Source organism: Acinetobacter sp. WCHA45 (assembly GCF_002165255.2).
In the GTDB taxonomy this organism is placed as follows: Bacteria; Pseudomonadota; Gammaproteobacteria; order Pseudomonadales; family Moraxellaceae; genus Acinetobacter.
This window is the reverse complement of the sequence record NZ_CP028561.1, coordinates 2,391,501-2,404,143: the sequence shown is the minus strand read 5'-3', so window position 1 is coordinate 2,404,143 and position 12,643 is coordinate 2,391,501. Positions and strand designations below refer to the sequence as shown.

13 protein-coding genes are annotated in these 12,643 nt (G+C 39.3%); 6 read left to right on the top strand and 7 right to left on the bottom strand.

All coding sequences use genetic code 11. The features are described from left to right. Positions 1-198 precede the first annotated feature (198 nt). Positions 199-1,251, top strand: a complete 1,053-nt coding sequence (locus CDG55_RS12970) for an MBL fold metallo-hydrolase (RefSeq protein ID WP_087536314.1) — start codon at positions 199-201, stop codon at positions 1,249-1,251. Here CDG55_RS12970 and CDG55_RS12965 read toward each other — a convergent pair. The 5 genes from CDG55_RS12965 to CDG55_RS12945 all read right to left on the bottom strand — a co-directional run bounded on the left by CDG55_RS12965 (position 1,238) and on the right by CDG55_RS12945 (position 7,016). Next, a complete protein-coding gene (locus CDG55_RS12965) occupies positions 1,238-1,645 on the bottom strand; it encodes a DoxX-like family protein (RefSeq protein ID WP_087536315.1) in 408 nt (135 codons plus the stop codon). The genes CDG55_RS12970 and CDG55_RS12965 overlap by 14 nt on opposite strands. Then, the gene (locus CDG55_RS12960; protein ID WP_087536316.1) at positions 1,642-2,085 is read right to left on the bottom strand and encodes a thiol-disulfide oxidoreductase DCC family protein; all 444 of its coding nucleotides are present in this window, start codon (positions 2,083-2,085) and stop codon (positions 1,642-1,644) included. The genes CDG55_RS12965 and CDG55_RS12960 overlap by 4 nt, the downstream gene beginning before the upstream one ends. Before the next feature lie 92 nt (positions 2,086-2,177). Next, positions 2,178-3,698, bottom strand: coding sequence for a catalase (locus tag CDG55_RS12955; protein WP_087536317.1), 1,521 nt, complete (start codon positions 3,696-3,698; stop codon positions 2,178-2,180). A gap of 454 nt (positions 3,699-4,152) precedes the next feature. Continuing rightward, on the bottom strand, positions 4,153-6,447 hold the full coding sequence (gene ptsP / locus CDG55_RS12950; protein WP_087536318.1) for a phosphoenolpyruvate--protein phosphotransferase: 2,295 nt from the start codon (positions 6,445-6,447) through the stop codon (positions 4,153-4,155). A 98-nt stretch (positions 6,448-6,545) separates the two neighbouring features. Continuing rightward, entirely contained in the window at positions 6,546-7,016 is a 471-nt protein-coding gene (locus CDG55_RS12945; protein WP_005162709.1) for an RNA pyrophosphohydrolase, read from the bottom strand. A gap of 183 nt (positions 7,017-7,199) precedes the next feature. Here CDG55_RS12945 and CDG55_RS12940 point away from each other — a divergent pair, with 183 nt between their 5' ends. The 5 genes from CDG55_RS12940 to CDG55_RS12920 all read left to right on the top strand — a co-directional run bounded on the left by CDG55_RS12940 (position 7,200) and on the right by CDG55_RS12920 (position 11,345). Further along, entirely contained in the window at positions 7,200-7,850 is a 651-nt protein-coding gene (locus CDG55_RS12940) for an HAD family hydrolase (RefSeq protein WP_087536319.1), read from the top strand. A gap of 77 nt (positions 7,851-7,927) precedes the next feature. Next, positions 7,928-8,206: a hypothetical protein gene (locus CDG55_RS12935; RefSeq protein WP_228252558.1), complete on the top strand. Its 279-nt coding sequence runs from the start codon at positions 7,928-7,930 to the stop codon at positions 8,204-8,206. Positions 8,207-8,270: 64 nt separating this feature from the next. Beyond that, the gene (locus CDG55_RS12930; RefSeq protein ID WP_087536321.1) at positions 8,271-9,704 is read left to right on the top strand and encodes a DUF2252 domain-containing protein; all 1,434 of its coding nucleotides are present in this window, start codon (positions 8,271-8,273) and stop codon (positions 9,702-9,704) included. A gap of 51 nt (positions 9,705-9,755) precedes the next feature. Continuing rightward, positions 9,756-10,502 (top strand): sporulation protein, encoded by a 747-nt coding sequence (locus CDG55_RS12925; protein ID WP_087536322.1) that lies wholly within the window; start codon positions 9,756-9,758, stop codon positions 10,500-10,502. Positions 10,503-10,583: 81 nt separating this feature from the next. Next, positions 10,584-11,345 (top strand): hypothetical protein, encoded by a 762-nt coding sequence (locus tag CDG55_RS12920; RefSeq protein WP_087536323.1) that lies wholly within the window; start codon positions 10,584-10,586, stop codon positions 11,343-11,345. Positions 11,346-11,361: 16 nt separating this feature from the next. Here the strand turns inward: CDG55_RS12920 and CDG55_RS12915 are convergent, their stop codons facing one another. Then, complete coding sequence (locus CDG55_RS12915; protein WP_087536324.1) at positions 11,362-12,225, bottom strand: LysR family transcriptional regulator; 864 nt, start codon at positions 12,223-12,225, stop codon at positions 11,362-11,364. Between the two features lie 53 nt (positions 12,226-12,278). Continuing rightward, positions 12,279-12,485, bottom strand: coding sequence for a DUF2061 domain-containing protein (locus CDG55_RS12910; protein WP_087536325.1), 207 nt, complete (start codon positions 12,483-12,485; stop codon positions 12,279-12,281). Positions 12,486-12,643: the final 158 nt, after the last annotated feature.

Genomic DNA, 12,643 nt, shown 5'->3' with positions numbered 1-12,643 from the left:
AATTGTATTGACTCGACTGGATAAAATCAGCATAACTAACAAGCTTATGTTAGGATCAAGTTCGATTGTTTAGAGACAGTTAAACCCTCTAAAAAAATCATACAATTAGATTGATTTTAAAAGTTAGAGTAAAGGACTGCTCATTATCCCAATCCTATCGGAATTTTGTGCGATTCAATTCCAGCAAAGAAGAAGTACATGAAAGATAAGCCGACATTAACCTATCAATTGCCGACCCAATCTTGCTTGAGCCATACTTGGGGGAAACCTCCATTTCCACATGAGCCTTCTGATCATTGTGGTATTGATCGTTTTTATAATTTAGAAAAACCGCTTACACCGTTTGACCGTAAAGGTTTATTTAAATGGCTAGCGACACGAAAATCTTATACTTGGAATGTTGATCGCGCACATGAAGCTAATTTGCGTAATCAAATGCTTGAGTTACCACAAAATAGACCACACGCAGATTTAAATAATTGGCAGATTTGGTTTGTAGGACATGCAACCGTTCTCATCCAAATAGGCCCTTACAACTTCTTAACCGATCCTGTCTGGTGTGACTATGTGAGCCCAAAGCAAGGTCAAGGCCCACAACGAGTTTGCCCAACAGGCATCGCTTTAGAAAAGCTTCCAACGATTCATGCAGTACTACTAAGCCATAATCATTATGACCATATGGACTTGGCAACGTTGGAGTGGCTGCATCAGAAATTTAAAATGCCGATTTATACGGGTTTAGGTAATGGTTACTACTTAGCAAAACATTTACATGTGATTGAAATGGATTGGTGGCAAGAGATTCCTTTTCATGACGAAATCAAGATAGCCTATACCCCAGCACAACATGCTTCTGGACGTGGGGCACGGGATCAAAATAGAGCTTTATGGGGTGGTTTTTCGCTTCTAGCAAAGACAGGACATTGTTTCTTTGCGGGTGATACAGGTTATGCAGGGCACTTCAAACAAATACATGAGCGATATGGTGATGCACGTATTGCACTATTACCCATAGGTGCTTATGAGCCACGAAAGTTAATGCGATATGTGCATATGAATCCACAAGATGCTTTTCACGCGCATTTAGATTTGCATGCGCATCGTTCATTGGCCATTCATTTTCGAACTTTCCAACTTACTGATGAAGATCGCAATGCTCCTGAACATGAGTTACAACAAGCAATGAAATCTTCATCTAAATTAGTCAATCCATTTTATTGTATTCGTGAAGGACATTTCATTCGGGTTTAGTGTGAGTCTTTGCGTTGAGGCACCAGATTGAAATCAGCGAAAGACTCCCTAATGCAATATTCATCACGACGGGATTAAATGCTTGGTAAATTTGATTTGGGTAAATGAATAGAATCAAAATAAATAACCCAACTAAACTCAAAATGCTGAGCCAGTGCAAATATTGATGTCTTATAAACAGAAAGAGAATACCAAAAATGACCTCGCCAATCCCTGAAAGCGAGACTAAGCATGGTATATACACATCAGGAATATGTAATTGTTGCCAAACGTATTGTTCACCCTCTACCTGAAAAATTAATTTAGGAACTAAACCTTGATAAATCCAAAGAAAGGCAATAATCAACTGACAGAATTTTAAAATCTGTGCAATTGTAAGTTCAGCATTTCTCATCTTAAAACATGATCTAATAAAAAATGCTGTTTATCACTTGCTTGAATCACATAACAATCTTCAGTCTTACCAAAAAGTTGATAACGATTAAGGGCAATACGTCGATAAGTAAAGTCACGTACAAATTTTGGAACAAACTTGCCATATCGTAATGTATTGTAAGGAAAATCAAGGGATTCCATCACACGTAAGAAAGCTGTTGGTTCAGTGAATAATTGCCCCTTCTCAAGTAAGAGCATGGTTTCAAAATGGTCCGTTGGGAAATGGTACTTTTTTAAGATCTGTTGCCTCAAATCTGATTGCACAGAAACGAGTTTGAATTGATAACGTAGATCATGCTTGATCATAAAATTTGCCCATGCTGAGCAAATAACACACACGCCATCGAATAAGATCAGGTTATAGCAGCTTTGAATGAGTTGATCTAATTGTTTTGACATGATTATTTTTCTATAAGAGATTGACTAAATTGTTACCTAAGTTCATAAAAAAAGCCATCCGCAGATGGCTTTTTATTTAGATGTTTTAGGGTTTAAAGAAAGCTTGGTAAATGACGGGCTGGATCTGTTTCACGTGCTGCTTGAGCGTCTGCAACAGTAAGTCCTAGGGCTGCAGCAACACCTTCGCCATAAGCAGGGTGGCAAGCATAGCAGTTTCGGATATGACGATATTTGATGAAGTCCAACGCATCGCCCATCGCGCGTGCTGTATTGCCAAATAAGGCATCTTGCTGTTCAGGTGTCATTAACTCGAACAAGGCACGAGGTTGACTGAAGTAGTCATTATCATCTTCACGATAATCCCAGAAGTCTGCATCGCCATTGATTTTCAATGGTGGTTCTTTGTATTGCGGCTGTTCTTGCCATTGGCCGAAGCTGTTAGGTTCATAATGTGGTAAACCACCATAGTTGGCATCAATGCGACCTTGACCATCACGGTGATTACTGTGAACAGGGCAGCGAGCAGCATTCACTGGAATTTGTTGATAGTTCACGCCTAAACGGTAACGTTGCGCATCCGCATAGTTAAATAGGCGTGCTTGCAACATACGGTCAGGTGAAACGCTAATACCTGGTACTAAGTTACTTGGTGCAAAGGCTGACTGTTCCACATCCAGAAAGAAGTTTTCAGGGTTGCGATTGAGTTCAAACTCACCAACTTCAATCAGTGGATAGTCGCCATGAGGCCAAACTTTAGTTAAATCGAATGGATGATATGGAACTTTCTCAGCATCTTGTTCTGGCATGATTTGTACGAAAAGCGTCCATTTTGGATAGTCTTGACGTTCGATGGCATCGAATAAATCGCGTTGATGGCTTTCACGGTCTTGACCCACCAGTTCACCAGCTTCTGCATCAGTTAGGTTTTTAATTCCTTGTTGCGTTCTAAAGTGGAATTTCACCCAGAAACGTTCATTGGCTGCATTAATGAAGCTATAGGTATGACTACTAAAACCATGCATATGTCGGTAGCTAGCAGGGATACCGCGATCTGACATTACAATTGTGACTTGATGCAGGGCTTCTGGCAATAAAGTCCAGAAATCCCAATTATTGGTAGCACTGCGTAGATTGGTTTTTGGGTCGCGTTTTACTGCTTTGTTGAGATCTGGGAATTTGCGTGGATCACGTAAGAAGAATACAGGGGTATTATTACCTACCATATCCCAGTTACCTTCTTCAGTATAAAATTTTAAGGCAAAACCACGAATATCTCGTTCAGCATCCGCTGCGCCACGTTCACCTGCAACCGTGGTAAAACGAGCAAACATTTCTGTTTTTTTGCCGATTTCGCTAAAGATTTTAGCGCGAGTATATTGAGTAATATCATGGGTAACTGTAAATGTACCGAATGCACCAGAACCTTTAGCGTGCATACGACGTTCAGGAATCACTTCACGGACAAAGTTGGCAAGTTTTTCATTTAGCCATAAATCTTGGGCTAATAAAGGACCCCGAGCACCTGCTGTCATACTATTTTGATTATCCACCACGGGTGCACCAAAATCAGTGGTTAAGTGGCTATAAGGACATTTTTTATCGTCTTGGCTCATGTTCTATCTCCATCAAGATGACCTGTGAGCTGGGTCATCTGAACTGTTTGACCGTTCAAAGATATGAATGTTTAACCGTATCGGCTACAAAATGGGTATCAAAAATGAAGATGCCTAAATTGATTTGTAATGATGTGGTTTACATCCGTTGTATTTTTACTCTAGATTGATGAAAGTTTTTTTTCCAATGGATTAAAGTTGATGTCATAAATGCTTTATCCGATTGAAGCTGTTTAAATCTTAAATGTGGCAATGAGAATTGTTGAGCAATAAATTGTTAAAATTTGAAAAAGTCCCATTAAAATAACCAATTAAAGGGAATTGAATAGTTCGTTAAGGGTAATTGTATAATCAACTCCCAAATTCAGCTTGTATGCTCATATATAAAAACAGGAGGTTTTTCACCTGTTGCAGTTATGTAAAGGCATCCTTGAAAGGATGCCCTAGTTATTTTCTAGGCACTGACCAAACGATTTGATTTAACCATATCTGCAAGACCATGCGTTTTAAAGTAGTGTTCAAGCCAACTTTTAATGACCAGAGGGTTATTCATGTGTAAAACATCGTCTAAGAGTTGTTTTGCATCACTCATTGGGACATGACAAATCGCTTTACGAACTCTTAATATATTACTAGAACTCATGGAAAGTGTATTGAAACCCATCGCCATCAGTAGAATGGCAGATAATGGATCTCCTGCCATTTCACCACAGACACTGACTGGTTTTTGATAGATATGACAATCTTCTACTAAACGGTTTAAAGCACGTAAGACAGACGGATGAAAGTGCGAATATACGTTAGCTACATGAGGATTGTTACGATCAACAGCCAATAAATATTGGGTTAAGTCATTGGAACCAACTGAAAAGAAGTCGACCAGCTCAGCAAACTCACCAATTTGTAAAAGTACACTCGGTACTTCAACCATGATCCCAATTTTAGGCTTAGTGATTTTGACTTGTTCTTCTTCTTGTACAGCTAACCAGTCTCGTTCCAACAGATACAAGACTTCTTCAACTTCACTGACACTTGTCACCATCGGTAACAAAATATGCAAATTATTCAAACCAATACTAGCTTTTAGCATGGCACGGATTTGCGCTGAGAAAATTTCAGGGTGATCCAGAGTAAAGCGTAGACCACGCCAACCTAATGCCGAGTTTTCTTCTTCAATACTAAAATAAGGCAAATCTTTATCCGCACCGATATCGAGAGTTCGCATAATCACGGGCTTATTGGCAAAATGGCTCAACTGCTGACGATAGATGGCACGTTGTTCTTCTTCACCTGGGAATCGTTCGCGTAGCATGAACGGAATTTCGCTGCGATATAAACCAACACCTTTCGCACCACGTTGCACGCCACGAACAACGTCAATCATCAAACCTGTATTTACGAATAAAGGAATAGAGACACCATCAGGTGTAATCGCATCTTTGGTTTCATATTGCTTCAAATCTTTGGCGATTTGCTCTTCTTCTTTCTGGACTTCCTTATAACGCTGGCGTAAGCGGCGCGGCGGATTGACAAAGACACGCCCCTGATAGGCATCGACAATCATCTCGATGTCATCAAGGGTGTTGATTGGCAATTCGGTGACACCCACAACGGTTGGAATCCCCAGAGCGCGTGCCACGATTACCATGTGTGAATTGGCAGCGCCTTCAGAAGTCACAATCGCAGCGATTTTATCAACAGGAAGTTCAACTAAAGCCGCCGTACTAATTTCTTCACCAATTAAAATACTGTCTGGGCTAAGTTCACGATGGCTGGAATCCGCCTCCTGTAGGCAGGCCAAAATGCGCCGTCCCAAGTCCTTAAGGTCAGAAACCCGTTCACGCAGGTAGTCATCTTCCATTTGTGCAAACAGCGCCACATGCTTGTCAATGACTTTACGCACCGCACCTTGTGCCCAACTGCCTGCACGAATGTGATCTTTAATCTCACTTGGTAAGGCATTTTCATCTAACATCCGCAAGAACACGCTAAATAACGCACGTTCTTCTGACATCAATGAGTCTTGCATTTTCTCATCTAAAGATTGGATCTCTAAACGTACCGCAGCAATCGCTTGATCTAATAGGTCGAGTTCATCACTGATATCTTCAGCTTCACGATCGGGAATTGCAGCAAGATCGGCTGGGGGATAGAGCACGATGGCGCGACCTAATGCAATCCCTCCAGCACCTGAAACCCCTTGGAAGGTTTTGTAAGATGAACCACTCGTTGGTTTGCGGAAAACATCAATATTTCCGACCGCATGTGCATGGGCAATTACCCCTGAGAGTTGCGCACATAAAGTAACGAGAAATGATTCAGCCGCTTCACTAAAGTCTTGAGGTTCTTTATTTTGAACAACTAAAACGCCCATCACTTTACGGCGATACATCACGGGTACGCCAAGAAATGAGTTAAATAGCTCTTCACCTGTTTCAGGCAAATAAGCAAAGCGTTCATGCTTAGGTGCGTTATCTAAGTTTACAATTTCTTCACGGTTACCGACTAAACCGACGAGACCTTCACCAACACTCAAAGAAACATGTCCAACAGCTTCAGGTTTTAAACCTTTTGAAGCCATGAGCACATAGCGTTTATTTCGTTCATCCAATAAATAAATGGAACATACATCGACATGCATCGCTTCAGCCACATGATTGACCATAATGTCTAAAGAATCATGCAAACTGACGGACGCATTAATTTCTTGCACAATGCGTCTAAGCGTGTCGAGTTGCATGTTTGACATGGATGTTTACTCCAATTTATAAATCGTTATCGGTCTAGTTATAACAGCTCTATGATCAAAAATCATTGCTTAAAGTGATGATTTGTTGACGATTAACGCTACGGTAATTGTAAACACAACTCCATCATGGCTCTGCGGTAAACATCTCTTTTGAAGTTCACTACTTGACCTAATGGATACCAGTAACTCACCCATTGCCATTGATCGAACTCGGGTGGGTCTGATAGATTTAACTGAATATGATGCGGCGATGCCGTTAATTTCAGTAAAAACCACTTTTGCTTTTGTCCAATACATACCGGATCAGAATCTGACCGAATGTACCGATGTGGCAAACGATAACGCAGCCAACTTTTAGTCTGCGCTACTATTTGGACGTGTTCGGGCAATAAACCGACTTCTTCTCTCAGTTCACGATAAAGTGCCTGTTCAGGGGTTTCTCCAAACTGGATCCCTCCTTGTGGAAATTGCCAAGCATTGTGACCAATGCGTTTTGCCCATAAAACTTGTCCGTCATCGTTTGCCAAAATGATCCCGACGTTGGGTCGGAAACCTTCTGAATCGATCATTTGGCTACCTAAATTTTCTCTATATCGTTGACTTTGATCTCGGGGACAGTCACTCTTCACGTCCAACTCGAAAAAGGTCAAAGTAAAATGTTTAAAATTGCTATGATCTTAACGAATTTTTAGTCACTTACGGAAATAGATTTACGTTTTTTTTCTTTAATTTGCATTTAAATGAGCATTTATATGAAATTGGCTTTGTTTGATTTAGATCACACCCTGTTAAATACCGATTCTGACCACTCATGGGGTGAGTTTTTAGTGAATGAAGGTTTGGTTGATCCAGTTCATCATCGTCAAATGAATAATAAATTCTACGAGGACTATAAGGCAGGACAACTTGATCCGATTGCCTATAACGAATTTGTCTTTGAATTTTTGACCAAGCATGACAATACTTATTTAACTGACCTACACCAGTTGTTTATGCAAAAAGTGATTCGCCCCCAAATGCGTCCGAAAGGTTTTGATGCAATTAAAAAGCATCAAGATTTAGGTCATGCGATTGTTGGGATTACTGCAACCAGTGATTTTATTACGGCTCCGATTTTTCGTGAATTTGGTATTACTGAAATTATTGCCACCAATGCCGAAGTTCTTGATGGGAAGTATACGGGTAAGGTGACAGGTTTACCTTGTTATCAGAAAGGTAAGCTTGCTCGTTTAGATCAATGGTTACAGGGAAGAGCAGTTGATGAGTCTTGGGCGTATTCAGATTCAATCAATGATCGTTTCCTGCTTGAATATGCGACCCATGCAATTGCAGTGAATCCTGATGATCGTTTGGAGAAGCTGGCACGCGAACAGGGCTGGGAAATTCAGGACTGGTCGATTTAATCAAAAAATATAGAAAAATGTTAAACATATTACAGTTTTAATATGTTTAACATGTTGAATAATAAGAAGATCAATAATTGGATATAAAAATGAAAGATCATCCACAGGAAAACGAACCTAGCAAACAGCCAAAATGTAAACAGGTTTGCGCAGCATTTTTTGGTGAATTGGTGGGACAACTTCTACCATACGGCGCTTTTTTTCTCATCGCCAATGTTTATTTTGCTTATATTGTTTTTGGTGTCGGCGCATTATTTTTAATTTTACCTTTTGCAATGCTGATTTATTATGCAGCAAAAAAGTATGTGCAAAAACAAAAGGCACATGACAAAAATCATAAATTGAGTGAAAAATAAAAATTATTTATCTGATCCATTCAATTTATTGTTATAACACTACTGAATTTATGTCGGGGGTGTTATGAAAAAACAACAAATTAAACTGCCAAAACAACTTTGGACAGAAGACTGCATTGATCTTACTCGGCATAGTTATCAAGGTAAGTTACTGACAAAAAAAGAAGGTTTTAAATTAGGAAAAGCGCAACGTCAAAAAGTTTCACGTGAACAGTTGTCACAACTATCGCAACGCCCTAAAGGTCTAACGGCTTTAAATATTTATGATTGGAGTAACCAAGGACGTTTAGAGCAGCTTAAGCCGATTCGTGCAAAACGTATGAGTGTTTCTCCATTTACCTATTATCGTGGTATGCCTTCTTTAATGTTGTTTGATCAAGCATGGGAGCAGTTTAACTCAGGTTTATTCCAGCAAATTTGTGGGGATTGTCATTTAAGCAATTTTGGTGGTTTTGCTAGTCCTGAACGTAATCTGTTATTTGGAATTAATGATTTTGACGAAACTTTAGTTGCGCCATTTGAGTGGGATTTAAAACGTTTAGCAACTAGTTTTGTAATTGCAGCACGTGATATTGATCTTGCTGATAAAGTCGGTTTAAAAGCCATTAAAACCATGCTGAATAGTTATCGCCAACATCTACTGCAAAATACTGAATTATCACCGCTACAAGTTTGGTATGACAAAGTCGATGCCAGTAGGTTGTTAGAAAATACGGAATGTCGAAAACTGAGAAAGAAGCGAGAGAAGCATCTTGATTCAGCACAAAAAAGAAATGCCCACTCGGTTTTGCCTAAACTGACCCAGCAGGACAAAGAGACGGGTTTTCGACACTTTATTGATGATGAACCTTTGCTTTGGCATCCAAAGTTAAATGAACCATTCAACAAAAATGTTGATGAGTTTTTTAGACAGTATCGTGATTCATTGAAATATGATCGACAAGTTTTATTTGATCGTTATCAACGCACAGACGTTGCACTCAAAGTGGTTGGGGTTGGAAGTGTTGGCACACGCTCTGCTGTTGCGCTGTTTCAAGATGCAGATCGAGAGCCATTGATATTACAAATGAAAGAAGCGAATCCTTCAATACTTAGTCCACTTTTCAAAGATAAGGTAGAACATGAAGGTGAGCGAGTCATTCATGGTCAACAATTAATGCAGGCTGCTAGTGATATCTTCTTAGGATTTTCTACATTAGATAAACATTTCCACATCCGTCAGCTTAGAGATATGAAGATTTCTGTGGATTTAACAGATATGGATGACGAATATTTTTATGAATATGCTGAAAGTTGTGGCTTAGCGTTGGCGCATGCACATGCAAAATCTGGTAATGCCGATGTTTTGATGGGCTATCTAGGTGAAGGCAACAAGATTGTAGATGTTTTGCAAGAGTATGCCATGCAATATGCTGAGCGCAATTTGAATGATTATCAGCAATTTATGAACGAAATAGCAGATGGCAAGCTTCAAATCGCTGGGGATGAAGCACTTTAAAAATAAGTAGCCAGTTATAGATTTAACAAAATAATTCAAAAGGGTTGAAATATGTTTAAAAAAATGATGTCAAGTTTGGGTATTCAAGGGGTAACTGTAGAAACGCATTTGCATAATCCAACTTTACAAGCGGGTGGAACATTAGAAGGGGAAATTAGTTTTAAAGGCGGCTCATCTGATAAAGAAATCAATAGTTTGTATTTACAATTGATGACCATCGCCGAAGTTGAGTCAGGGGATCATGAATTTAATCAACCTTTGATTTTGGATCAGTGGTTAATCAGTTCAAATTTTTTATTAGCTGCACATCAATCCCATCATATTCCATTTACGATGCAAATCCCATATGAAACGCCTATTACTGAAGTTTCTTGTCGCCGTAATGGGACTCGCGTTTGGATCAATACACATATGGATGTTGATTGGGGGCTAGATGCAACTGATCGTGATTATTTAAGTGTGTTACCCACACTAACCATGCAAGTGTTTTTACAAGCAATGCAACAATGTGGTTTTGTCTTATCGAGTGTCGATGTAGAAAAAGGACAACTCACGGCACGTAATTTTCGATCAACCATTGGTTGCTACCAAGAATTAGAGTTTGTTTCTTCACATCTGTTCAGCGGTTTTAATGAGGTCGAAGTGTCATTTGTTGCAGAAGCACATCAAACGCATGTGATGTTAGAAGTGGATCGAACTTTGCGTTCAGATCAGCTATTGACGATGACACTTCCAAATCAGCAATTGGATGTGGGTCAAGTGACGCAACAAATTCGCCGTTTGTTAAAAATAGGATAATCTATATCATCGATGCCTCCCATAATTATTGGGAGGTTTTAATGTCATATAACTGTCATCTTTTGTTCTTAAGATGACAGTATGAAAATAAAAACAAATCAGGAAGAACAGACTTCCAGCATGCTTGATGCATTACTCAAATTAGAACGCCAGCAACCGATGATAAAAACACGCTGGATGATCCTGCCGATTTTAGTCTTACTGCTCATGTATAGCTGGCAACAGCAGATCTTTACCGCTTGGGTTTTACTCCCATTAATATGGACAATTATTGTTTTAAACTATGTTTTGATCGCCAAGACTCGAAGGAATAAATTAGAGAAGATTGAGCAACTCAACATTGATCCAATATTTTGGAATAAATTAAAACAACAATATCCCGAACTGAGCTTAAAACAACGTCGGCTGATTGAACTTGGATTTAAGGATTATTTGGCATTACACGTGATGCAAAAACAAGCCTATGCCATGCCTTCACATGCAGTCGATGCTTTATGGCATGTGATGTTGCAATATCCGATCCAGTATCAGCAATTATGTGAGCAAACCATAGGTCGAACGTTGCATCATAGCCCTTATGACGGAACAACGAGACCAGAAGCACAAGCAAAGCAATTATTTGAAGCTTGGAAATATAGCTGTATGTTACATGGATATAATCCAAGCAATACGATGCAATTGCCACGACTATTTGCGGTTGATCAGGTGTTGGGTTGGGAAAATGGACAATCGTTTGAACTGGCGCAAATGACTCAAGATTTTGCAAAATATATGCAAGATCAATCATCATCTTCATCCAGTTGTGGCAGTAGCTGTAGCAGTTGTGGCGGAGGCGGTGACTAACTTGGCTTTAGCTAGCCTAGCCAAGTTGCATCATATTGATTAATTCTTCCGCCGCTTTAGATTGAATCCGTGCAGGATGCCACACCATACCCAGTTGACGTTGCATATCGAGATTCAGATCAAGTTGTTTTAAATCTTGATTCACCAACGTTTTAGGTAATACCGACCAACCTAAACCAATAGAAACTAACATCCTGATTGATTCTAAAGGATTGTTGCTCATGCTGATTTTAGGTTTTAAGCTCTTTTTTTCAAACTCTGCTAATGTGATTTGACTGGTATAAGTGTGTGCTGCGGGTAAAAGGCTAGGATAAGCAATCAAATCTTCTAATTTAAGTTGTGATTGTTGCGCTAAAGGATGAAAAGGTGAGGTCACAAAAACCAAAGGATCATTCCAAATCGTCAAGTAACTTAGGCGTTCATCTCCAATTGGAGGGAGGGTTAAAAAGGCCAGTTCGAGTTCACCTGCTAAAACTTGTTCATGCGCCTGTTCTGAGTCTACAAAATGCACATCTAAAGTGACTTGTGGAAAAGATTGCACAAAAGCTTTCAGTGGGTCTGCGAGATGATGCAATCCGATATGATGACTCGTCCCAATTTTTAAACGACCCTGTACCTGATTCTGCTCATGACTCAGCGTATGATGAATTTCACCTAATTCATTGAGCCAAGTTCTCACTTTCGGTAATAAAGAATGTGCTGCATGGGTCGGTTGAATACCGCGTCCTGCGGATTCAAACAGTTTTACTCCAAAATATTCTTCAAGCGTATGAATTCGTTTGGTCACCGCAGGTTGAGTAATAAATAATTGTTCTGCTGCAATCGAAATTGATCCCGTTTCCATCACTTTTAAAAATGCTTCAAATGCAGCAAGATTCATACAGGCTTACTCAAATAACTTTAAAATATGTGCTCAGATATTGAGGTTGAAAATTAGAAATAATTCCAAACTTTTTCATGGAAGAAAAAGGCAAAAGCTTGTACGGTTGGTTCAATTAAACTTAAGGTTGCAGCCATGATTAAATTTCCCGTAATCATATAGGCAACTATCATCGCAACACTAATATGCATGATGTAGTAACTCAAGGTTTTTTTTAAAGTCCGTCGATTGTTAATCACGAATTGCTGAATGTTTGCCATATCGCTCACCGTTTCAAATCTTATTTAATTAAATAGTAATGATTATCATTTAAAAAGTAAAAAAGAAATTTCTACTCTCGATGATCGAACTTTTAGATAGATAAGCATTGATCTCTTTATTGAAAAAAATTGATGCATAAATGAATTAGGTATTCCAA